This window comes from Marilutibacter chinensis (genome assembly GCF_021725675.1).
GTDB classification, from domain to species: Bacteria; Pseudomonadota; Gammaproteobacteria; order Xanthomonadales; family Xanthomonadaceae; genus Marilutibacter; species Marilutibacter chinensis.
Genome location: NZ_JAKJPO010000012.1, coordinates 65,259 through 88,351 on the forward strand (window position 1 = coordinate 65,259; position 23,093 = coordinate 88,351).

A 23,093-nucleotide genomic window follows, 5' to 3' on the forward strand; every position below is an offset into this window, starting at 1 on the left:
GCCAGGGATCCCGCGCGCGTGAACGCTCCGGGGGCGGAACTGGAACCGCTTGCCGACGACGCCTGGCTGGTCGCGTTCGGCGAGTCCATCGACGAGGCGACGCTGGAACGCGTGCACGCCCTCGCCGCCCGCCTCGACCGCGACCGCCTGCCGGGCGTGGTCGACCTGGTGCCGGCCTACGCGAGCCTGGGCGTGTTCTTCGACTCCGCCGCCGTGGACGCGGACGCGGTCGCGCGATGGCTTCGCGATCATCTGCACGGCGGCGGCCCCGCTCCTCCGCCCTCGGGGCGCGTGGTCGACGTCCCGGTCAGCTATGGCGGCCGTTTCGGCCCCGACCTGGCCGACGCCGCGCACGAGCTCGGCCTGGATTCGCAAACGCTGGCCCACCGCCATGCCTCGTCCCTGTACACGGTCGCGATGATCGGCTTCGCGCCGGGCTTCCCGTACCTGAGCGGCCTGCCGTCGACGCTGGCGCTGCCGCGGCTGGCGACACCGCGTACGCGGATCCCGGCCGGCTCGGTCGCGATCGGCGGCCGCCAGACCGGCATCTATCCGCGCGAGAGCCCGGGCGGCTGGCGGATCATCGGGCGAACCCCGCTGGTGTTGTTCGACCCGTGCCGGGAGAGGCCGGCCCTGCTCGCTCCCGGCGACCGCGTGCGCTTCCGCATGATCGATGCCGATACCTTCGAGCGGCTCGCGAGCCGGCAGGGCGGAGGCGGCGGATGATGCTCACGGTCGAACAACCCGGCGTGCTGAGCACGGTCCAGGACATCGGACGCACCGGCTGGCGGCACCTCGGCGTCGCCCGCGCCGGCGCGCTGGACCCGGACGCGGCGCGACTGGCGAACCGCCTGGTCGGCAACCCGGCCGATGCGGCGGTACTCGAATTCACCCTGATCGGCCCGACCCTGTGGCTCGACGCGCCGACGACGATCGCGCTGTGCGGCGCCGAGGCCGATGTCGTCCATACCGACGCCGGCGGGACGCGCACCCTCATCGGTGCAGGCCGGCCGGTCGGGCTGCCACCGGGGTCGTTGCGGATCGGACGGCTGCGGCGCGGGATCCGCGGCTGGCTCGCCGTCAAGGGCGGCCTGCGCACGCCCGAGATGCTCGGCAGCCGCAGCACCGATCTGCGCGGCGGCTTCGGCGGCCATGCGGGCCGGGCGCTGGCGCGCGGCGACGCGCTGCAGCTCGGCCCCGGCGATGCCGTACCACGGACGCAGGTCCGGCAACCGCGATGGTGGGTCGAATTCGATCCGCTGCCGGGCGACACCATGATCGTCCGTTTCGTTCCCCTGCCGCATGCGGACGGAATCGCACGGCAACTGGCGTCGCGTCCGTGGCGGGTCGACGCGCGCAGCAACCGGCAAGGCCTGCGCCTGCAAGGCGAACCGCTGCCGGTTCCGGCTGGCGACATCGTCTCGGCCGCGGTCGCGCCAGGCACCATCCAATTGCCGCCCGACGGCCAGCCGATCGTGCTGCTCGCCGACGCCCAGACCACCGGCGGCTACCGCCGGCTCGGCCATGTGGTCGCGTCGGACCTGCCGCGACTGGCGCAGGCCGGACCGGGCACCGGATTGCACTGGATCGCGGTCGACACGGACACCGGCGCCTCGTTGCGGCGGGCACGGCTGGCGCAGTGGCGTCGGCTGGAATACCTGCTCGACGAACGACTGCGATCGATGCCCGACGGGTGAGGCCGGCGCGCGGCCGCAGGCAACCGGCGGGAGCGGCATCGGGGAGCGACGCCCGGAGAAACGGGGCAACCGGCAAACGAACCGCCGCCCCACCGAACTCGAACGAGGTGGCGCAGGCGGCATGCCGCCCGTGCGGACAGAAGCGCACCCACCCCGTGCATTGCCGCGACGATGCGCGGGAATGCCCGGGACCGGAACATGGATGACGTGCGTCTTCCGGCAACCTGCTAGGCTCCTTTTCTGCAGTTCGACCAGGAACCGGGCCGGTGCCGGACATCGATTTCAATTGCGACCTCGGTGAAGGCTGCGGCGACGATGCCGCTATCGTTCCACTGATCAGCAGCGCGAGCATCGCCTGCGGCGGCCATGCCGGCGACGACGACGCGATGCGCGCGACCCTGCGCCTGTGCCGCGAGCACGGCGTCGCCGCCGGGGCGCATCCGGGATTCGTCGATCGCGAGCACTTCGGTCGCCGCGAGCTGCCGGCGACGTCCGGCCACGTGATGCTGCTGGTGACCGCGCAGTTGCGCCGGCTCGCCCGCATCGCCGCCGAAGAAGGGGTGCGCCTGGCCCACGTCAAGCCGCACGGGGCGCTGTACAACATGGCCGCGCGCGACGCGGCCATCGCCGGGGCGATTGCCGAGGCGGTCGCTGAGTTCGATCCGGACCTCGCGCTGTACGGCCTGTCCGGCTCGGCCCTGACCGCGGCCGGCGAGACCAATGGCCTGCGGGTCGTGCACGAGGTGTTCGCCGAACGCGGTTACGGCGCCGATGGCCGCCTGCTGCCACGTGGCCTGCCCGGCGCGGTGCTGGAAACGGCCGATGCGGCGGTCGCGCAGACCCGCGAACTGGTGTTGCGCGGGCGCGCACCGGTGGCCGGTGGTGGCCACGTCGCGGTCCGCGCCGACAGCCTGTGCCTGCATGGCGACCGGCCCGATGCGGCGGCGTTCGCCCGCAGCCTGCGCGCGGCGCTGGAGACCGACGGCGTCGGCATCCGCGCCCCGGCGCCGTCGGGCGGGATCGGCGGACCGCACTCATGAACTATTGGCCGCTGCTCGGCGTCGCCTGCGTCGTCGCCGGATTCATGCTGCGCTTCAATCCGGTCGTCGTCGTCGTCACCGCCGGCCTGGTCAGCGGCCTGGCCGCGGGCAAGTCGGTTCCGGAACTGCTCGCCCTGCTCGGCAACAGCTTCGTGTCCAACCGCGCGCTGCTGCTGTTCGCGTTCACGCTGCCGACGATCGGGCTGCTGGAACGTGCCGGCCTGCGCGAACACGCGATCAAGTGGATCGCGAGCTGGACCCGGCTGACCCTGACCAAGCTGCTGGTCGCCTATCTGGGGATACGGCAGCTGTTGAGCATGCTGGGGCTGATCGACATCGCCGGTCACGCGCAGACGGTGCGTCCGCTGCTGGCGCCGATGTCGACGTCCGCGGCCGAGAAGGTCCATGGACCACTGGAGGACGAGGAGCTGCAGAAGGTGCATGCGCTGGGCGCCGCCACCGACAACGTCGGCCGCTTCTTCGGCGAGGACGTGTTCCTGGCATTCGGCGCGGTGCTGCTGATCCAGGGCTTCTATGCCGAGCACGGCATCGTGCTGGAGCCGCTGCAGATCGCGTTGTGGGCGTTGCCGACCGCGGTCGCGGCGTTCGCGATCCACGCGGTGCGGGTGCAGATGTTCGATCGGGCGCTGCGGCGCCGGCTGCAGGCCGCCCCGCCGGCCATGCAGGAGGCCCGGGAGACCCCGCGTGCTCGGCCTTGACCTGTTCTACGGACTGCTCGCCGGATTCCTGCTGTACGCGGGCTGGCGCAACCTGCGCGAGCGTCGGCATGCGCATGCCGCGTTCTGGGCGCTGGTGGCCGCGCTTTTCGGTACCGGCAACATCGTGCTCGCCGCAAGCGCGGCCGGCGATCCGCTGCCGGCCCAACTGGCCGGCGCGGCGGTGATCGCGCTGGCCCTGCTGGCGCCACGGATGCGTCGCGAGCACTTGGCCGAGGCACCGGAAGCCCAGCGCCGGTCGTCGGCCGAACGCCTCGGTCACCGGTTGTTCGGGCCGGCCCTGCTGATTCCGCTGATCACCGTGCTGGTGGTGCTGTTCGGAGAAAAGGTCGGCTGGGGTGGATACCGGCTGTTCGGCGCCGGCAGCATCACCCTGGTCGGGCTGTCGCTGGCCAGCGTGCTGGCCGCCTTCGCGGCGATCCGGGTCACCGGCGAGCGTCCGGTCATGGCCGTCGCGGAGGGCCGCCGCCTGCTCGACACGATGGGCTGGGCGGCGCTGTTGCCGCTGGTGCTGGCGACCCTCGGCGGCGTGTTCGGCGCCAGCGGCGTCGGCGAGGCGGTCGCCAGCCTGGTCTCATCGGTGATCCCGACCGACAGCCGACTGGCCTGCATCGTCGCCTATGGGCTGGGGATGGTCGTATTCACGGTGATCATGGGCAACGCTTTCGCCGCGTTCCCGGTGATGACCGCCGGCATCGGGCTGCCCCTGCTGATCCAGCGGCATGGTGCCGACCCGGCGATCCTCGGTGCGCTCGGCATGCTGACCGGCTACTGCGGCACCCTGCTGACGCCGATGGCGGCCAACTTCAACCTGGTGCCGGCCGCGCTGCTGGAACTCGACGATCCCAATGCGGTGATCCGTGCGCAGGTACCGACGGCCCTGCCGCTGATGCTGGCGAACCTGGCGCTGATGTATTGGCTCGCCTTCACCTTCTGAACCCACCTCCCGCCCCGCGCCCTGATCGAACCCGCCGATGCCCCGCCGACAGACACTCCGCAGGAAACCGGCGCCAACGGTGCTGCTGACCGGCTTCGAACCCTTCGGCGACGACGCCGGCAATCCGAGCTGGGACGCGGTGCAGGCACTCGACGGCGCGCGCATCGCCGGGCACCGCGTCGTCGCACGCCGCCTGGCGGTCGAGTTCGGCCGCTCGCTGGAGCAGTTGCGCGCCGCACTGCGCGAGGTCGAGCCGGTTCTGGTCATCTGCGTCGGCCTGGCCGGCGGCCGCGCACAGCTTTCGCTGGAACGGATCGGCATCAACGTCGACGATGCCCGCATCGCCGACAATGCCGGCGCGCAGCCGGTCGACGTGCCGGTCGTCGAGGGCGGTCCGGACGCCTACTTCAGCCGCCTGCCGCTGAAGGCGATGATGCTGGCGATGCGCCGGGCCGGAATCCCGGCCGAGATCTCGCAGAGCGCCGGCACCTATGTCTGCAACCACGTGCTGTACGGGTTGATGCACGCGCTGCGAGCGAAGCCGCGGGTCCGCGGCGGCTTCATCCACATCCCCTACTCGCCGGAACTGGCCGCCCGCCACCCCGGCGCGCCGAGTCTGCCGGTCGACACCGTCGTCCAGGGATTGCGGATCGCCGTGCGTACCGCCCTGAACACCGGCGAGGACATACGCGTACCGGCCGGCACCACCCACTGACCTTCCGCTTCGAGACCGCCGGCCATACGAACGGAAACCCCTCGCCGGGCGAGGGGTTTCCAGTGAAGCCGGATTCCGGAACCGGCTCAGCGCGCCTTGACCACCCGGGTACCGGCGATCAGATCGTGCACGCAGCGCCGGTCGCTTCGGAAGATGAAGAGCACATTGATCACGGCGAGAACATTGCCGATGAGCGGTATGGCCGTCACCAGCTGCACCGGCAGATAGCGCTTGCCGAGCAGCTGCCCGATGCCGGGCTGGCTGCCGTCGAGATTGGCGATGCGCACGCCGACCAGACGCTTGCCCCAGGTCTGCGCGCTCGCGTTCAGAGGCACGAACTGGATCGCGACGAACACGGCGAAGCCGATGACGATCCACATCAACTGCGAGACGATCGACACCTGCTGGCCGCGTGCGGCAGCCTCCATCGCCTGGCTGAAATAGCCGCCCGCGTACATCAGCGGCATCAGCACCGCAAGCAGGATGAGGGTGTCGATGATCGCGGCGCCGAGCCGCTCCCCACGACCGGCGAGATCGTCGCCGATCGCCACATCCTCGACGACGGCCTGTGGGCTCTGGTACGGATTGTCGTTGTCCTGCTGCATGTCCCCCTCCTGTTGTCGCCTGCAGGATCGTCCTGCAGCGCGGGTCGCTGTGATCCTACCCTCTGCGGCCGTCGTGCGCTCAGGTCCGCGGCAGGGTGACGCCGGTCTGCCCCTGGTACTTGCCGCCGCGGTCCTTGTAGCTGGTCTCGCAGACCTCGTCGGACTGGAAGAACAGCATCTGCGCGACGCCCTCGTTGGCGTAGATGCGCGCCGGCAGCGGCGTGGTGTTGCTGAACTCCAGCGTCACATGGCCTTCCCACTCCGGCTCCAGCGGGGTCACGTTGACGATGATTCCGCAGCGGGCGTAGGTGCTCTTGCCCAGGCAGACCACCAGGGTGTCGCGCGGGATGCGGAAATACTCGACGGTGCGCGCCAGCGCGAACGAATTCGGCGGGATGATGCACACGTCCGATTCGACGTCCACGAAGCTGCCGGAATCGAAATGCTTCGGGTCGACGATCGTCGAGTTGATGTTGGTGAAGACCTTGAACTCGCGCGAGCAGCGCACGTCGTAGCCGTAGCTCGAGGTACCGTAGCTGACGATCCGCTCGCCGCCGACATGCTTGACCTGACCCGGTTCGAACGGCTCGATCATGCCCTGTTCCCGCGCCATGCGGCGGATCCAGCGGTCGGACTTGATGCTCATGCGGGACTGTCACCTGATTCTGGGGAACGCCGATTCTAGCGGCAGCCCGCCGCCGATGCGCGGCGCCATGCCCCCAAAAAGCAGGAGGGCCCGGTTGTCCGGACCCTCCTGGTCATGCACCTGGCGGACAGCGATCAGAAGCCGCTGGCATCGAGACGGCCGCCGGTCAGCACCTTGCCCTGCAGGGAAGGAGTGGCGACGGTGGCGTCCAGGATCGCCGTCTTGACTTCGGCGGCGGTGGCCGACGGATGCGAGGACGCGTACAGCGCCGCGGCGCCGGTCACGTGCGGGGTCGCCATCGAGGTGCCGCTGTAGCTGGCATAACCCGACACCAAATTGCCCTTCGAGCGGGCCGGCACCGTCGAGTAGACCGACGAGCCCGGTGCGCCAAGATCAACCGTGGTCGCACCCCACTGCGAGAAGCTCGACAGCCCGCCGGTGCTGGTGATCGAGGCGACCGCGATGATGTTCGCGTTCGGGTAGTTCGACGGATAGCTCGCCTGGGCGTCGTTGTCGTAGGCACTGTTGCCCGCCGCCGCGATGAACAGGATGTCGGCGTCGCCGGCTCGGCCGATCGCGTCCTGCAGCGCCTGCGAGAAACCGCCGCCGCCCCAGGAATTGTTGGTCGCCACGATGTTCATGTTGTGGCGGATCTTCAGATCGGTCATGTAGTCGACCGCCTCGATCGCGTCGGCGGTGCTGCCGCCGCGACGGCCGAGGAAGCGGCCGCTGATCAGCTTGACGCCCGACCAGCACACGCCGGCCACGCCCTTACCGTTGCCACCGATGCCGGCGATCGTGCCGGACACGTGCGTGCCGTGGTCGTCGTTCGAGCCACCGGAGTTGATGTCGTTGCTGCCACCCTCGAAATCCCAGCCATGGACGTCGTCGACATAGCCGTTGCCGTCGTTGTCGATGCCGTCGACCGGGTCGTACGGGTTGGTCCAGATGTTCGCGGCGAGGTCTTCGTGGTTGTAGTAGATGCCCTCATCGATCACGCCGACATAGACGTTGCTGCAGTCGGTGTGGCCGGCGGCCCAGGCCTCGGCGGCCTGCGAACCGTAGGCGTTGGACGGGCTGGTGGTGTTGCCGTACATGCCCCACAGCGAACCGTTGGTGTAGTAGGTGTCGTTGGAGGTCGCGAAATGCTGGTAGGTCCAGTTCGGCTCCGCGTACTCGACCGCCGGGTCGTTCTGCAGCGCCTTGATCGCCACACCAAGCGCCATGCCGGCCGGCAGGCGCATCAGCTCCACGTCGCCGCCGTTCCGGCCGCGACGCACGGTCCTGGCTTGCTGCGCACCCAGCCCTCCGCGGACCGCGCCGCGCTGACCGGCGTCGGCGCCATCGCGGAACTTCACGATCAACTCCCCGGCCCGGTGCGCCTTGCCGGCATCCAGGTCCCTCAGCACCAGATCGGGCCGCCCCCCGGCGACCGCGATCGAAGACATACCCAGAGCGGCAACCACCGCGCCCGCCAGGATCGAACTGCGCACTGCTCGGTTCATGCATCAACCCCCAGAAAAGGTCTTGCCGACGCCCGGAACTGGGCGACCGGCGGACGCTAGCAGAGTCCGGAACACCGCGTCTTAGGGGAAATCACTCAGGGAAAACCGAAGAACATTTGCCGAATGTGGCGAAAATATTCGCCCAATCAGGCTCTTGCAACATCGCCGCCGGCGAAGGCCGCCGCCGGAGCATCATGCCGTCGATATTCATATTTTGTTCATTTTTGTGAATCAGTCGCGCAATGACGCCGAGATGGGCATCGCAGCGCGCGGCCGGCGCGCCAGCTCGGCCGCCATCGCCCGGGCCGCCTGGCGGTAGGCCAGCGCCGCCGGCGAATCCGGATCGGCGGCGACGATCGGGCGCCCGGCATCGCCCTGCTCGCGGATGCCGACATCCAGCGGCAGGCTGCCGAGCAGCGGCACCCCGTAGCGCTCCGCCATCTGCGCCGCGCCGCCGCTGCCGAAGATGTGCTCGCTGTGCCCGCAGTTCGAGCACACGTGCACCGCCATGTTCTCGACCAGCCCCAGCACCGGCACCTCGACCTTCTCGAACATCTTCAATGCCTTGCGAGCGTCGAGCGTGGCGATCTCCTGCGGTGTGGTCACGATCACCGCCCCGGCGACGGGAATCTTCTGGGACAGGGTCAGCTGGATGTCGCCGGTCCCCGGCGGCAGATCGACGACCAGGTAGTCCAGGCCCTCTTCGCCCCCCCAGCGGGTCTGCTCCAGCAGCTGGGTCAGCGCCGAGGTCGCCATCGGTCCGCGCCAGATCATCGGCGTGTCCGGGTCGACCAGCAGTCCGATCGACATCGCCTCGACCCCATGCGCGCGCATCGGCTCGATGGTCTTGCCATCCGGGCTGTCCGGGCGCCCCGACAGCCCGAGCATCGCCGGCACGCTCGGCCCATAGATGTCCGCATCCAGCACCCCGACCCGGGCCCCGTCGGCGGCCAGCGCCAGCGCCAGGTTGACCGCCGTGGTCGACTTGCCGACCCCGCCCTTGCCCGAGCCGATCGCGATGACATTGCGGATGCCCGGCAGGGGCGAGAGGTTGGGCTGGACCTCATGTGCGGCGATCCGCTGCACCAGGTCCAGCCGGGCCAGTTGCAACCCTCGCGCCTCCAGAGCATTGGCGACCATCGAGCGCAGCGAGTTCTCGAATCCGCCTGCCGGGATGGCGAGGACGACCTCGACGACCGCTCGCCCCGCCTCCTGCTCAATGCGCACCCGGGCACCGGCCCGCTCCAGAGTGACGCCCAGTTCGGGCAGGACCAGCGAGGACACAACAGTTTGCAGTTCGAGGGACACGGAAGGACCTATGGGATGGCGGAAATTACGGATCGGAGGGGGACGAAAGGGCAGATTCGGCAAAGTTTCCCGCCATGGATATGTGGCAGGCGTATTAACACCATGTTAAGTTTTGGTCACCAAGGGACCTGGTCTGGACATCCGCCGGTTTGGCCGTCAGGGGAGTTGATGGCACGAACAACAAACGGCAGGGAACGCCGAACTCAAACAAGACACTGCACTTAGGGGATCACAATGGTAGTGAAAAGTCGCAGGCTGCAACGCAGCCGCTTGAGCGCTGCTTTGTTCACCGCAATGCTGCTGCCGCTCGCCACCGGCGCCTTCGCGCAGGAGGGGGCAGATTCATCTTCAGGAGACGCTCAGTCCCAGGAAACCTCCCGAGCCACCGAGATCGACAAGATCACCGTTACCGGTTCGCTGATTCCGCAGACCGAGCTCGAGACATTTTCTCCGGTGATGACCATCACCGCCGAGGACATCCGCTCGCGCGGCTTCACCTCGGTATCCGATGTCCTGCAGCAGAACGCCGTCTCGACCGGTGGCGTGCAAGGCGCACAGACCTCCGCGTCGTTCACCCAGGGTGCCGAGACCATCGGCATGTTCGGCCTCGATCCGGGCTACACCAAGTACCTGATCGATGGCCGCCCGATGGCCAACTACCCGGCGCTGTACAACGGTAGCGACACGTTCAACAACATCAGCAACATTCCGATCGACCTGGTGGAGAGCATCGAGATCCTGCCGGGAGGCCAGTCCTCGTTGTACGGTTCGGACGCGATTGCGGGCGTCATCAACATCAAGCTGAAGAAGCAGATGGACGGCACCAGCCTGAACCTCCGCGGAGGCTGGTACGGTGAAGGCGGTGGCTCGAGCTTCCGCATCAGTGTCGCCGACGGCTTCTCGGCCGCCGATGGCCGGCTCAACGGCCTGGTCGGCGTGCAGTACGAGCAGCGCGACCCGATCTGGGCCTACCAGCGCGACCTGACCAAGCAGTACAACACCGACGGCACTTCGCCGCCGCTGGCCAGCCGCGACTTCCTGGTCTACGGCTACAAGGACATCTCCAACTTCGGATTCGGCAATTTCGGCTACGTGCCACTGCCGCCGGAAGCAGAAGGCTGCGCCAACGTCGACCATCTGTTCGGCGGCACCGAAGGCGAGCGTTTCCGTCCGGGCTCGGGCGAATACTGCGGCTCGTTCTTCACTCCGGGCTATCGCACCCTGCGCAACGAGAAGGAAGCGACCCAGTTCATGGGTCACCTCACCTACGACTTCAACGACAACGCGCAGTTGTACGCCGACCTGTTGTACAGCCACGAGAAGGTCGGCTACCACGTCGGCTCCAACTACACCTGGTGGGGCACTGGTGTGAAGTGGGGCTACTTCTACGACCCGGACGTCGACGGTCTGATCAACCTGCAGCGCGGGTTCGCGCCTGAGGACATGGGTCCGGAAGGCTACCGCAACAGCATGAACTTCGACGCCAGCGATGCCTACCAGGCCGCGCTCGGCGTGAAGGGCTACTTCGGGGAATCCGACTGGAGCTACGACTTCGGCGGCACCCACACCCGCTACGAGCTGGAAGAGCGCAATTTCGTGCGCTGGGCCGATCCGATCAACGACTATTTCCAGGACAAGGTGCTGGGTCCGCAGCAGGGCTGGGATCCGTACTTCGGCGCATACCCGGTATTTACCCCCGACTACGGTGCGTTCTACCAGCCGATCTCGCCCGAGGACTTCGCCAGCTTCACCGGCTACGCGAACAGCCGGAGCGAGACCTCCGACACCATGATCCGTGGCCAGGTGACCAACGCCTCGCTGTTCGAACTGCCGGGTGGCGATGCAGGTCTCGCGATCGCCCTTGAGTGGGGTCGCCAGAAGTGGGACTACACCCCGGATTCGCGCTTCCTCGACGGCTCCATCTGGGGCACCACAGCTGTGGCAGGAGGCGGTGAACGCGACCGCCACGCGGCGACAGCTGAGCTGCGCATGCCGTTGCTGGACATGCTGACACTGACGACTTCGGGCCGCTACGACTCGTTCTCGCCGGACGGCGGCCAGAAGCTGGACAAGACGACCTACAGTGTCGGTCTGGAATTCCGCCCGGTCGATAGCCTGATGTTCCGCGGCAAGTACGGCACCGCGTTCCGCGCGCCGACGCTGTCGGACCAGTTCCAGGGCCGCAGCGGCTTCTACACCTTCGTGACCGACTACTACCTGTGCAGCCAGGCCGGCTTCGATCCGAACGATCCGGCTCAGATCGATGCCTGCCCGACACAGCTCTCGAATCGCCAGGTGTTCGGCACCCAGTCCGGCAACCTCGAGCTGGAGCCGATCAACGCCGACGTCTGGAACGCGGGCGTGGTGTGGGCTCCGACCAGTTCACTGTCGTTCACCGCCGACTACTACAGCTGGGACATCGACAACGAGGTGACGCAGCAGAGCTCGGACGCGCTGATGTTCCAGGAGTATCGCTGCCGCGCCGGCATCGACGACATCAACTCGCCGACCTGCGTGCAGACCCTGGCACAGGTGACGCGCCAGGCCAGCAACAACTTCGTGACCGAGATCTACACGCCCAAGATCAACGTATCGAAGCGGAAGATGGAAGCCGCCACGGCGTCCTTCAACTATCTCCTGGGCACCGACAACTGGGGCCAGTTCGTCTTCGACGGCAACTACACCCGGATCCTGAAGCACGACCGCACGATCTATGAAGGCGACCCGACCACCGATTACCTCGACAACCCGTATTACAGTACCGATCCGAAGGATCGCGCCACCCTGTCGGGCACCTGGATCAAGGGCGACTGGTCGAGCACGCTGTACATGAACTGGATGGGCGAGACGCCGAACTACATCGCATCGGTCAGCACCGCCGGTTACGATGCGCCTGGCGCGAAGAAGCTGGACGACTACTACACCTTCAACGCCAGCGTCAGCTATCAGGCACTCGAGAACCTGGAGTTGTCCTTCCTGGTCAACAACCTGACCAACGAGATGCCGCCCTTCGACGGCAGCTATCCTGGCAGCACGGGTTCGCCGTACAACAGCAGCAACTACAGCGTGTACGGTCGTTCGTTCTATCTCGAAGCCCGTTACAACTTCGGCAACTGATCGCCGGAAGGCTTTCGACTGCACTGGAAACAGGCCCCGCTCCGGCGGGGCCTGTCTTTTGTGCCGGGAACCAGACCGGGAAACGCCTGCCGAGAGCTCTGGCGGGTCAGCCTCAGTCGATCGCGACGCCGCCTTCGCGCAACAGGGCGATTAATTCCGCCAACTGCGGCTCATAGCGCTTCCAGCGCCGGATCGCCGAGCGGTACAGCGGTTCGCGAACCTGCACCACACTCGCGGTCGCCACCGGTGCCTGATTCCGCTCGAATGCCAGGCAGGCCTCGTTCCAGGGCAGTCCGCAGAACTCGAGCAGCCGTCGCGTGCACGCTTCCTGGTCGTCGACGATGTCCTCGTAATCGAGGCTCAGGATCCGCCCCGGCAGCACCCGCTCCCAGTGCTCCATCAATCGTTTGAACTGCAGGTAGTAACGCCCGGTATCGAGCAGGTCGAACGAATAGTCGTAGTGCTGCGATCCCTGGCTGAAGAGCTGCCTGAAATTGCTCAGGCAGGTATCGACCGGATCCCGGTGCAGGCAGACGATGCGTGCGTTCGGCAGGGCCCGGGCGATGTGGCCGGCGTAAAGGAAGTTGTGCGGCAGCTTGTCCGTGAATCTAGGCGTATGTCCGGTACCGGGCCGAGTGCTGTCGATGTAGGCCTGCCCCAACCGTGCGGCGTCGATCGGTGCCGAGCGGGACAACGTGTCGGCATCCAGCAGCGCCGGGGTCCGGCTACCCGACAGGCGCTTGAGCAGGAAGCCGAAGTTCGGCAACTCGCCCGCTGTATGGACTTCGGGATGACTGCCGAGGATGCGGTCGACCAGGGTCGTACCGGTGCGCGGCATCCCGATCACGAAGATCGGCTCCCCGCTCCCGTGGCCGACCACGGCCTCCAGCGGCGCGTCGAACGCCGCGATGATGGCGTCGAACAACGCACGATCCCGCTCGAAGGAGTAGTTTCGCCTCTCCCCTCCGGCCTGCTTTCCAGCCTGAAGATGCGTGAACGCCTCGGAAAACTGCCCGATATCCTCCAGCTCCTTGGAAATCGCAAGATGGAGGTACGTGCGACCGCCAAGATCCCCGGCCGCCTGTCCAAGCAGCCCCTTCAACCGCTTCAGGTGATTCCCCTCGGCGGACTGCCGACGAAGCTGCGCGAGGGCCAGATGCGCCTTCCAGTAACGTGGATCGCGCGTCAGACAGGCTTCATACTCCTGCTCGGCGGCGTCCACCTGGCCAAGAAATGTCAGCGAGGTGGCCAGATTGAAGCGATAGCTGGCAACATCAGGGCGCAGTGCCGCCGCACGTCTGAAGGCCCGGACGGCGTCCTCATGCGCATTGCCCTGCGTGAACACCACGCCCAGCGTGTCGAGGGTCATCGTATCCGTGGGATCCTGGGCCAGCGCGCGTCCGGCGACCTCCAGTGCCTGTCGCGTCATCGCCGCCGAGGCGAGCGCACGCGCCAGTTGGGCTGCATAGTCCGGACGCGCTGGATTCAGACGGACCGCCGTCTCCAGATGGCCCAGCGCCCGCGGCATGACCTGCATGTACAGGGCGGCGACGCCGGCAACGAAATGCACGCCCGCATGCCCGCCCACTTCCGGTAGCAGCGAGTCCGCCAACGCAAGCGCCTGTGGCCACTGTCCGCGATTGAGGGCGTCCACCGCTTTTGCGTAGGTATGCGAATGATCGGTCATGACGTCCGCGGGAACAGGTCGGCCAGCGATCCTAGCGCATGCGGCAGATGACGTCCCCGCGGCACTGGCGACCTGCTGCAGCGCAGCTTCCATACGCATGCGAATGCGGTATAAAGGCCGGACGCCGCAGGACGGCGCCATTCCATTTCAAGCACCCGGAGGGATTCATGCGAAACCGACTGCTCGCCCTGCTCGTCGCCGTACCGCTGGCCGCGGCATCTTTCGCCGCCCTCGCCCAGGATGCCTCCGGGTCGCCGGTCGGCAGCTGGACCACGATCGACGACAAGACCGGCAGGCCGAAATCCATCGTCGAGATCTACGAGGCCACCGACGGCACGCTCGCCGGGCGGGTCAGCGAGGTCCTGCAGTCCGACCGCGGTCCCAATCCGGTCTGCGACAAGTGCTCCGGCGACCGCAAGGACAAGCCGGTCAAGGGCATGGTGATCCTGTGGGGACTGCGCAGGGACGGCGACGTTTGGGAGGACGGCCAGATCCTCGACCCGGCCACCGGCAAGGTCTATTCGGCCAAGATCACCCCGACCGCCGACGGCAGCAAGCTGGAGGTGCGCGGTTTCGTCGGCTTCTCGCTGCTCGGCCGCACCCAGACCTGGGTCCGCAAGTAGCGCGCCGAACGGGCCGCGGATGCGGCGCCGCGACGAGATGAGCCAGAAGGCCCGGTCCTCCGGGCCTTCCGCTTTCCTGCGCCGCCCCGGCCACGGCTGCGGACCGCGATGCGGCGGGGACCGGCGCAGCAACATGCGATAATCCACGCCCTTTCGCCAGCAAGTCCGTCATGTCCCGCGAGTTCGTCGTCACCTGCGCCCTGCCCTACGCCAACGGCCACCTGCACCTCGGCCACCTGGTCGGCTACATCCAGGGCGATATCTGGTCGCGCGCGCAACGCATGGCCGGGCACACCGCGCATTTCGTCTGCGCCGATGACACCCACGGCACCCCGATCATGCTGGCCGCCGAAAAGGCCGGGATGACGCCCGAGTCCTATATCGCAGGGATCCAGGCCAGCCATGAGCGCGACTTCGCTGCGTTCGGCGTCGCCTTCGATCACTACGATTCCACCAACTCGTCGCGCAACCGCGAGCTGGTGCACGCGATCTACCGCAAGCTCGACGCCGCCGGCCACATCAGCCGCCGCTCGGTCGCGCAGCTGTACGACCCCGAGAAGGGCATGTTCCTGCCCGACCGCTACGTCAAGGGCATCTGCCCGAACTGCGGCACACCGGACCAGTACGGCGACAACTGCGAGAATTGCGGCGCCACCTATGCGCCTACCGACCTGAAGGAGCCACACTCCGTGCTCAGCGGGGCGACGCCCGAGCTGCGCGAGTCGGAGCACTTCTTCTTCGAGGTCGGCGGGTTCGAGAGCTTCCTGCGCGAGTGGCTGGCCGGCGACGTGGCCCTGCCCGGGGTCAAGGCCAAGCTGCAGGAGTGGCTGGATGCCGACGGCGGCCTGCGCGCCTGGGACATTTCCCGCGACGCGCCCTACTTCGGCTTCGAGATCCCCGACCAGCCCGGCAAGTACCTGTACGTCTGGCTCGACGCGCCGATCGGCTACCTGTCGAGCTTCCAGGCGCTGTGCGAACAGCGCGGCCTGGATTTCGACAGCTACCTGGCCACAGACAGCGCCGCCGAGCTGCACCATTTCATCGGCAAGGACATCGTCAACTTCCACGGGCTGTTCTGGCCGGCGGTGCTGCACGGCAGCGGCCACCGCGCGCCGACCCGCCTGCACGTCAACGGCTACCTGACCGTCGACGGCGCCAAGATGTCGAAGTCGCGCGGCACCTTCGTGATGGCCCGCACCTACCTCGACGTCGGCCTCGATCCCGAGGCGCTGCGCTACTACTACGCGGCCAAGACCAGCGGCGGCGTCGACGACATCGACCTGAACCTGTCCGATTTCGTCGCGAGGGTGAATTCCGACCTCGTGGGCAAGTTCGCCAACCTCGCCAGCCGCTGCGCCGGCTTCATCGGCAAGCGTTTCGACGGCCGCCTCGCCGCGGCCCTGCCGGAGCCGGCGATGTACGCCCGCTTCGTCGAGCAACTGCAGCCGATCGCCGACGCCTATGCCCGCAACGAGGCCGCGACCGCGCTGCGGCTGACGATGGCCCTCGCCGACGAGGCCAACAAGTACATCGACGAGCACAAGCCGTGGGTGCTCGCCAAGCAGGAAGGCATGGAGACCGAACTGCACGCGGTCTGCACCCAGGCACTGAACCTGTTCCGCGTGCTCAACACCGCGCTCAAGCCGGTGCTGCCACGGGTCAGTGCCGAGGCCGAGGCTTTTCTCGCCGCCCCGGCCATGCGCTGGGACGGCGTGCGCGAGCCGCTGCTCGACCACGCGATCGCCACCTATACCCCGCTGTTCACCCGCATCGACCCCAAACTGATCGAAAAGATGACCGAAGCATCCAAGGACACCCTCGCCGCCAGGCCCGCGCCCGAAGGCGCTCCCGTCAAGGCTGCGCCGCAGCCCGCCGCCGAAACGCCGGCAACCATCAACATCGACGATTTCGCGAAGCTCGACCTGCGGATCGGCAAGGTGCTGGCCTGCGGGTTCGTCGAAGGCTCGGACAAGCTGCTGCGCTTCGAGCTGGATGCCGGCGAGCTGGGCACGCGCCAGATCTTTTCCGGCATCCGCGCTTCCTACGGCGAGCCGGACAAGCTGGTCGGCCGCCACGTGGTGTTCATCGCCAACCTCGCGCCGCGCAAAATGCGCTTCGGCCTCAGCGAGGGCATGATCCTGTCGGCCGGCTTCGACGGCGGCGCGTTGGCCCTGCTCGACGTCGACGCCGGTGCCCAGCCCGGCATGCCGGTACGCTGAAACTCCACCCGTAGCCCGGGTAAGGCAAAGTCGCACCCGGGATGGCATTCCGTCGATGCCCCGGGTGCGGCTTTGCCTTACCCGGGCTACGATCGGTGCAGCCCATGCCTGACGATCTCATCGAACGCCTCGACCGCATCCTGCCGCAGACCCAGTGCCGGCAATGCGGGTTCGACGGCTGCCGGCCCTACGCCGAAGCGATGGCGCGTGGCGAGGCGGCGATCGACCGCTGCCCACCCGGCGGCGATGCCGGAGCGCACGCGCTTGCGCGCGTGCTGGACGTGCCCCCGCGTCCGTACGACCGCAACCGCGGTCGCCACCACGTCGTGCCGCCGGTCGCGCTGATCGTCGAGGCCGACTGCATCGGCTGCACCAAGTGCATCCAGGCCTGTCCGGTCGATGCGATCATCGGCGCCAGCAAGCTGATGCACACGGTGATCGAGCCGTTGTGCACCGGCTGCGAGCTGTGCGTGCCCGCCTGCCCGGTCGACTGCATCGTGATGACCGCACCCGCGGACCCGGGCCCTTCCGCGCCACCCCATCGGTAGGGGCCGCGCCGGGGCACGGGCGCACTGCCCGCGGCCTTCAGCCCGCCGCGGCCTCGTAGGCCGGTGTTTCCGCAGGACGTCCGTACAGATAGCCTTGTCCGCGCGTGCAGCCCAGGCCACTGAGGGTCTGGCTCTGCGCCAGGGTCTCGATGCCCTCGCCGATCGTGTAGATGCCGAGCGTGCCGGCCAGCGCCTGGATCGCGCGGACCACCGCCACCGCCTCGTGACCGCCGCCGGAATCGAGTCCGGACACGAAGCTGCGGTCGATCTTCAGGCACTCGACCGGGAACCGGTGCAGGTAGGACAGCGCCGAATAGCCGGTGCCGAAGTCGTCGAGCTGGGCCAGCACGCCGTGGTCGCGCAGGGTCCGCAGCGTCCGGATCGCCCGCGAGGCGTCGTCGAGCAGGGCCACCTCGGTGATCTCGATGCGCAGGCGCGACGGATCGGCGCCTGCGGCGTCCGCCAGCCGCAGCAGGCGGTCGGCGAAGTCGGTGGCGCGGAAATGACGCGGCGATACGTTGATCGACACGTAGCTGTCGCCCGGCTCCGCCGCCAGGTGCTGCAGCACCCGGCGGTACATCACCCAGTCGACCTCCTCGATCAGGCCGCTGTCCTCGCCCAGGCCGATGAATTCGCCGGGCAGCAGCAGGCCGCGGCGCTCGTGACGCCAGCGCAGCAGCGCTTCGTGGCCTACCACGCTGCCGTCGTGGAGTTTGACGATCGGCTGGTAGAACGCGATGAACCCATCGCCGTTGATCGCACGGCGCAGGTCGGCCTCCAGATCCAGGATGCGCACGGCCTGGTCGCGCATCGCCTGGTCGAATACCGCCCAGCGGTCGCGGCCGGAAGCCTTGGCGCGGTACATCGCGGCGTCGGCGTCGCGCAGCAGGTCGGCGCCGTTGCGGTAGCCCGGATTCCAGAACGCGATGCCGATGCTGGCCGACGGGAACACTTCTCGCCCGGCGACCCAGCACGGCTGGCTGAGCAGCGTCAGGATGCGCTGGGCCAGGGTTTCCACCACGGCGAGGTTGTCCGGCGCGCAGTCGGGCCGGTCGTCCAGGTTGTCGACCACGATCGCGAATTCGTCGCCGCCGAGCCGCGCGACCATGTCGTCCTCGCGTACCGCCGCGACGATGCGGCGCCCCGCCTCGACCAGCAGGTGGTCGCCGGCAGTGTGCCCGGCGCTGTCGTTGACCAGCTTGAAGCGGTCCAGGTCGAGGAACAGCACCGCGAACGACGATGAGGATGCCGACTGTCGCGCCCGGCTGATCGCCATGCCGAGGCGCTCGAGGAGCTGGCTGCGGTTGGGCAGGCCGGTCAGCGCATCGTGGCGGGCCTGGTAGGTGAGCCGCTGTTCGGCGCGCAGGCGTTCGCCGATCTGCTCCAGCAGGTCGGCGTTGGCCCGGGCCAGTTCCTGGGTGCGCGCCTGCACCCGCTGCTCGAGATCGGCGTGCGCGGCGACCAGCCGGTCCTGGGCGCGCTTGCGGGCCAGGCCATTGCTGATGTGGTGGGCGACGAAGGTGAGCAGTTCCTGGTCGCGCTGGGTGAAGTTGATCGCCGGCGAATAGCTCTGCACCGCGATCACGCCGACCACCGCCCCTTCATGCAGCAGCGGCACGCCGAGCCAGCAATGCGGAATCGCGCCGTGCAGCCTGACCTCGCCGGACGCGTGCAGTTGCTTGAGGCGCTGGCTGTCGGCCAGCATCGCGGTTCCGGCGCGGATCACGAACTCGGTCAGGCCGGCGCCGAGCCTGCGGGTCGGCCGCGCCGGATCGCGCTCGTCGACCGAGTACGGGAACTCGAGGGTGCCGCCGTCGTCGCGCACGATCGCGATGTAGAAGTTGCGCGCATACAGCAGCTCGCCGACCACGTCGTGGATCTGCGCGTAGAACCGCTCCAGCGAGCCGGACGTGATCGACAGCTCGGCGATCCGGAACAATGCCCGCTGCAGGCGCTCGGCACGCTGGCGCTCGACGATCTCGGCCTGGAGGTCGCGGTTGGTCAGCTGCAGCGCATAGGTGCGCTCCTCGACCCGGCGTTCCAGCTCGTCGCGGGCCTGGCGACGGTCGAGCGCCGTGAGGATGTGCTGGGCGACGTAGCTCAGCAGCGCACGCTGCTCCTCGCCGTAGACGCCAGCCTGCTCGTACGACTGCACGACCAGCGCGCCGCAGACCCGGTCGTCGCGACGCATCGGCACGCCGAGCCAGTCCTCGCTGTCCGGGCCGTGCGCGATGTCGCGGGCGATGCCAAGCCGATGGCGGATCTCGGCCGACGGACCGAACTGCGGTTCGCCCTGCTTCAGCAGCGCGATCGTCATGCTGTTGGGCAGCTCGCGCTCGTGGATCTCCAGCTCGGGATCGGCCTCGTAGGGGTCGCGCCTGTCGGCGAAATAGAGGAAGCGGACGGTGCTGCGCACTGCGTCGTACAACACGATGTACAGGTTCTCGGCGTACATCAGGCCGGCGACGACATGGTGGATGCGTTCGAGCATCTCGGCCAGGTCCATGTCCGAACCGGAAAGGTCGGCGATCTCGTACAGCGCCTGTTGCAGGCGCTCGGAATCCTCCAGCGACTTCACCCGCGCCTGCGCACGCTCGGCGACGAGATAGGCATCGGCCAGGCCCCGCGCCATGTCGAGCCATTCGTTGCGCTCGGCCAGCGGCATCGGTTCGCCGAGGATCGCCGCCAGCGCGACGCGGGTGCCGTCGGCGGCGGTCCAGACGATCGCCACCTGGCGCGGGCCCTCGTTGCCGGGCCGGTTGGCGAGCAACCGCTCGGCCGTGACGCAGGCGAGCGAGTCCGGCCCTGCGCCGAAACGGACGATGTCGTCCGCATCGGATGCCCGCCAGCACAGCGCCACCTCGCCGTCGCGTCCCAGCGTGCGCCTCAGCACCTTCAGCAGGGCGTCCGCGGCCAGCGACGGAGCGGCGCGGGCCGCCGTTCCAGCGGCATCGCCCATCGATTGCACGGATTGCAGCCCCATTCAGTACGCCCGTCAGTACGCCCGTTCAGCCGCCATCCGATGGCTGCGGATGAAGGAGTTCGATATCAGGGACACGTCATCCACGGGGCCCGTCCGGACACCCTGCCGGTCCGGACAACCCCGAACCGGGCTCCCGTGCGTTGGCAACTCCATGAGTGTGGCATTCCCCGGTCATGGCGGCGTCTGGTGTCCGTCGTGGGCACCCCCGACAAGCGCTACACAATGCACCAGACGCTTCCCGTCGGCAACGGCAGAACGTAACCTGCCCCGGATGGATTCGGGGATCGACACAGCCGCGTTGCAGACCGCCGAACCGGACGACGCCGCATTGATGCTGGCGTGGGCCGGCGGTGACGTGGCGGCGTTCGAACAGCTCTATGCACGCCACCGCGCGCCGCTGTACCGGTTCCTGATGCGCCAGTTGCAGGGCCAGGCCGCAAGTCAGGCGCTGGCCGACGAATTCTTCCAGGACGTATGGCAGCGGGTGATCGGCGCGCGCGCGGGCTGGAAGCCGGACGCCGCGTTCAGCACATGGCTGTACCGGATCGCCCACAATCGGTTGAACGATCACTGGCGCGGTCTGAAGCATCGGCCGCCGGCGCCCGAGGACGGCGACGAGCGCGCCGCGCGGGTGCCCGACCCCGAGACGCCGGAGCGTGCGCTGTCGGAATTCGAACAGCGCCGCAGGCTGCAGCGGGCGATCGAGGAGCTGCCGGACGAGCAGCGCCTGGTGGTGAGCCTGCGCCTGGAGCAGGAACTGAGCCTGGAGGAAATCGGCGAGATCACCGGCGTCGGCCGGGAAACAGTCAAATCGCGGCTCCGCTACGCGATGGACAAGCTGCGTACGAGATTGAACGAATGACGCGCCACGACCACGAACCGCTGACGCCCGAAGAACGCGCCCTGGCCGACCGCCTGGCGCGGCTGGCTGTGCGCGACGGCCCGCCGCCGGCGCTGGACGCGAAGATCCTGGCCGCCGCGCACGAGGCCGTGGCACGCACGCCACGACGCGGCCGTCGGCGCTGGCTGGGGCTGTCCGGCGGTGCCGGCGGACTGGTCACCGGCCTCGGGCTGGCCGCGTCGCTGACCCTGGTACTCGGCGTGGTCTGGCAACTGCGTCCGGGCGACAGCGTGCTGCCGCAGGTGGGAGAAGGGCCGGCCGGCGAGGCCGAACATGTGATCCTGGTCGACGAGCTGCCGTCGAGCGAACCGCGCACGCGCATCGTCGAACCGCCTCCCACTGCCCGAGAGAGCGCTCCGGCCGCTGCCCCGATCCCCTCCTCTGCCCCCTCTGCTCTCCCCGTCACCGACGACGCCGCCGGTACGCGTTCCCGTGCCGGGCACGCGTCGCGCGAGGCCGACATGGAAAGCAAGCGCGAGGCTGCCGGGCAGGAGGCGCGCGAACAGGCATCCGAGGAAACCACGCAGGCCAGGCCGGCCATGGCTCCCGCGCCGGCGCCCCGGCCAGAGGACGCCGCCACACCCGCGCCGACCGCCTTTCCCGTCACCGGACAGGTGTCCCCCGAACCCGCCGGCGCGCCACGACGCGCCACCTACACCCGCGCCGCGCGTGCGGAGCCGGAGCGGGCGGCGAAGCTGCACGCCGAAGAAGCACGCACCGAAACACAGTCTGCGCTGCAGGAAGCACCGGCCGCCTATGCCGCACCGGCGCCAGCCATCGTCTCCGACACCGCCGAACTCCCCCCCGACGCCGCCGACAGTGCTGCCGCTGCCAGTACGGCCGACACCGAAGCCGAAAGCGTCGCGCTCGACCGGGTCGAAGTCACCGGCAGCCGCATCCGCTCCGCGGGGGTCGCGGCGATACCTGTGCATGAGGACCGCTCGCTCGCCCCACGCGACTGGCTCGAACGCATCCGCGCACGCCGGGCCGCCGGAGACGCCGACGCCGCGCGCGAAAGCCTGCGCCTGTTCCGCAAGGCACACCCGCGCGTGCGCCTGCCGGACGATCTGCACGAACTGCTCGCGGCGCCGGAGGGCGACGGGCCCGACGCACCGTGAGCGCCGACACCCTCGCCGGCCGTGTCCGCCACGCGATCGAGGTCAAGCACAGCCGCTTCCTCGCCCAGGCGGCGCCGGTCGGCTCGCCGGAACAGGCTCTGGCCTTCTTCGACGAAGTCGGCGATCCGGCCGCCACGCACAACTGCTGGGCCTACCGGATCGGCGGGCTGTACCGCTTCAACGACGACGGCGAACCGGCCAGCACCGCCGGCCGGCCGATCCTGGCCGCGATCGAGGGCCAGGGCTTCGACCGGGTCGGGGTGGTGGTCACGCGCTGGTACGGCGGGGTCAAGCTCGGCGCCGGCGGGCTGGTCCGCGCCTACGGCGGCTGCGCGGCCGAGTGCCTGCGCACTGCGCCGCGGCAGCCGCTGGTGACGATGATCGCGGCAGAGATCGCCTATCCGTTCGAGGTCACCGGCGCCGTACACGCGACGCTGGCGCAGTTCGCCGTCGACAAGCTCGACGAACGTTTCGACGCCGAAGGCACACGGATGCGACTGGAACTGCCCGCCGACGACCTCGCGACCTTGAAACAGCGCCTGCGCGACGCCACCCGTGACCGGGTCCGCTTCGAGACCGGCTAGCTGTGTAAACCCAGTACGTTGTTCAGTGGCAGTCGGCTGATCGGAGGCTTGTAGCCCAAGCTGGCGTGAGGGCGATGCCAGTTGTAGTGGTGCAACCAGTGGGGAAGCACCTGGCGGCGCTGC

General features: G+C 68.5%; 20 protein-coding genes. 13 read left to right on the top strand and 7 right to left on the bottom strand.

From position 1 onward, the window contains the following. Positions 1 to 18: 18 nt before the first annotated feature. The 6 genes from pxpB to pcp all read left to right on the top strand — a co-directional run bounded on the left by pxpB (position 19) and on the right by pcp (position 5,126). A complete protein-coding gene (gene pxpB, locus L3V18_RS15550) occupies positions 19 to 726 on the top strand; it encodes a 5-oxoprolinase subunit PxpB (RefSeq protein WP_237056081.1) in 708 nt (235 codons plus the stop codon). Then, entirely contained in the window at positions 723 to 1,697 is a 975-nt protein-coding gene (locus L3V18_RS15555; protein WP_237056083.1) for a 5-oxoprolinase subunit C family protein, read from the top strand. The genes pxpB and L3V18_RS15555 overlap by 4 nt, the downstream gene beginning before the upstream one ends. A gap of 266 nt (positions 1,698 to 1,963) precedes the next feature. Next, a complete protein-coding gene (locus tag L3V18_RS15560; protein ID WP_237056084.1) occupies positions 1,964 to 2,737 on the top strand; it encodes a 5-oxoprolinase subunit PxpA in 774 nt (257 codons plus the stop codon). Beyond that, positions 2,734 to 3,456 carry a DUF969 domain-containing protein gene (locus L3V18_RS15565; protein ID WP_237056085.1) on the top strand — a complete coding sequence of 241 codons (723 nt, stop codon included), beginning with the start codon at positions 2,734 to 2,736 and terminating at the stop codon, positions 3,454 to 3,456. The genes L3V18_RS15560 and L3V18_RS15565 overlap by 4 nt, the downstream gene beginning before the upstream one ends. After that, on the top strand, positions 3,443 to 4,411 hold the full coding sequence (locus L3V18_RS15570) for a DUF979 domain-containing protein (protein ID WP_237056086.1): 969 nt from the start codon (positions 3,443 to 3,445) through the stop codon (positions 4,409 to 4,411). Before L3V18_RS15565 ends, L3V18_RS15570 begins: the two co-directional genes overlap by 14 nt. A 37-nt stretch (positions 4,412 to 4,448) precedes the next feature. After that, the gene (gene pcp / locus L3V18_RS15575; protein WP_237056087.1) at positions 4,449 to 5,126 is read left to right on the top strand and encodes a pyroglutamyl-peptidase I; all 678 of its coding nucleotides are present in this window, start codon (positions 4,449 to 4,451) and stop codon (positions 5,124 to 5,126) included. Between the two features lie 86 nt (positions 5,127 to 5,212). Here pcp and L3V18_RS15580 read toward each other — a convergent pair whose 3' ends face one another. The 4 genes from L3V18_RS15580 to apbC form a co-directional block, all read right to left on the bottom strand. Then, on the bottom strand, positions 5,213 to 5,731 hold the full coding sequence (locus L3V18_RS15580; RefSeq protein ID WP_237056088.1) for an RDD family protein: 519 nt from the start codon (positions 5,729 to 5,731) through the stop codon (positions 5,213 to 5,215). A 79-nt stretch (positions 5,732 to 5,810) separates the two neighbouring features. After that, complete coding sequence (dcd, locus tag L3V18_RS15585) at positions 5,811 to 6,377, bottom strand: dCTP deaminase (RefSeq protein ID WP_237056089.1); 567 nt, start codon at positions 6,375 to 6,377, stop codon at positions 5,811 to 5,813. Between the two features lie 134 nt (positions 6,378 to 6,511). After that, positions 6,512 to 7,882: a S8 family peptidase gene (locus L3V18_RS15590; RefSeq protein ID WP_237056090.1), complete on the bottom strand. Its 1,371-nt coding sequence runs from the start codon at positions 7,880 to 7,882 to the stop codon at positions 6,512 to 6,514. A 231-nt stretch (positions 7,883 to 8,113) separates the two neighbouring features. Then, the gene (gene apbC, locus L3V18_RS15595; protein WP_237056092.1) at positions 8,114 to 9,190 is read right to left on the bottom strand and encodes an iron-sulfur cluster carrier protein ApbC; all 1,077 of its coding nucleotides are present in this window, start codon (positions 9,188 to 9,190) and stop codon (positions 8,114 to 8,116) included. Positions 9,191 to 9,484: 294 nt separating this feature from the next. Between apbC and L3V18_RS15600 the strand changes: the two genes are divergently transcribed. Continuing rightward, complete coding sequence (locus L3V18_RS15600; protein WP_237056128.1) at positions 9,485 to 12,307, top strand: TonB-dependent receptor plug domain-containing protein; 2,823 nt, start codon at positions 9,485 to 9,487, stop codon at positions 12,305 to 12,307. Between the two features lie 112 nt (positions 12,308 to 12,419). Here L3V18_RS15600 and L3V18_RS15605 read toward each other — a convergent pair whose 3' ends face one another. Continuing rightward, on the bottom strand, positions 12,420 to 13,676 hold the full coding sequence (locus L3V18_RS15605) for a sulfotransferase family protein (protein WP_237056094.1): 1,257 nt from the start codon (positions 13,674 to 13,676) through the stop codon (positions 12,420 to 12,422). 485 nt (positions 13,677 to 14,161) lie between these two features. On the opposite strand from L3V18_RS15605, the gene L3V18_RS15610 reads away from it, so the two are divergent. The 3 genes from L3V18_RS15610 to rnfB all read left to right on the top strand — a co-directional run bounded on the left by L3V18_RS15610 (position 14,162) and on the right by rnfB (position 17,384). Continuing rightward, complete coding sequence (locus tag L3V18_RS15610) at positions 14,162 to 14,617, top strand: DUF2147 domain-containing protein (protein WP_237056096.1); 456 nt, start codon at positions 14,162 to 14,164, stop codon at positions 14,615 to 14,617. Positions 14,618 to 14,787: 170 nt separating this feature from the next. Continuing rightward, complete coding sequence (metG, locus tag L3V18_RS15615) at positions 14,788 to 16,836, top strand: methionine--tRNA ligase (protein WP_237056098.1); 2,049 nt, start codon at positions 14,788 to 14,790, stop codon at positions 16,834 to 16,836. Between the two features lie 104 nt (positions 16,837 to 16,940). Continuing rightward, positions 16,941 to 17,384: an Rnf electron transport complex subunit RnfB gene (gene rnfB, locus L3V18_RS15620; protein WP_237056100.1), complete on the top strand. Its 444-nt coding sequence runs from the start codon at positions 16,941 to 16,943 to the stop codon at positions 17,382 to 17,384. A 37-nt stretch (positions 17,385 to 17,421) separates the two neighbouring features. Here rnfB and L3V18_RS15625 read toward each other — a convergent pair whose 3' ends face one another. Beyond that, a complete protein-coding gene (locus tag L3V18_RS15625) occupies positions 17,422 to 20,367 on the bottom strand; it encodes an EAL domain-containing protein (RefSeq protein WP_237056103.1) in 2,946 nt (981 codons plus the stop codon). A 271-nt stretch (positions 20,368 to 20,638) separates the two neighbouring features. Between L3V18_RS15625 and L3V18_RS15630 the strand changes: the two genes are divergently transcribed. From L3V18_RS15630 to L3V18_RS15640, 3 genes are read left to right on the top strand one after another with little or no spacing between them, the layout of a single operon-like run. After that, positions 20,639 to 21,229: an RNA polymerase sigma factor gene (locus L3V18_RS15630; protein WP_237056105.1), complete on the top strand. Its 591-nt coding sequence runs from the start codon at positions 20,639 to 20,641 to the stop codon at positions 21,227 to 21,229. Then, on the top strand, positions 21,226 to 22,386 hold the full coding sequence (locus tag L3V18_RS15635; RefSeq protein ID WP_237056106.1) for a hypothetical protein: 1,161 nt from the start codon (positions 21,226 to 21,228) through the stop codon (positions 22,384 to 22,386). The genes L3V18_RS15630 and L3V18_RS15635 overlap by 4 nt, the downstream gene beginning before the upstream one ends. Next, positions 22,383 to 22,970: an IMPACT family protein gene (locus tag L3V18_RS15640; RefSeq protein ID WP_237056108.1), complete on the top strand. Its 588-nt coding sequence runs from the start codon at positions 22,383 to 22,385 to the stop codon at positions 22,968 to 22,970. Before L3V18_RS15635 ends, L3V18_RS15640 begins: the two co-directional genes overlap by 4 nt. On the opposite strand, the gene L3V18_RS15645 is transcribed toward L3V18_RS15640, so the two are convergent. Then, the coding region (locus L3V18_RS15645; RefSeq protein WP_237054893.1) for an integrase core domain-containing protein at positions 22,967 to 23,093 on the bottom strand (127 nt) is incomplete at its 5' end. The two genes, L3V18_RS15640 and L3V18_RS15645, sit on opposite strands and share 4 nt — an antisense overlap.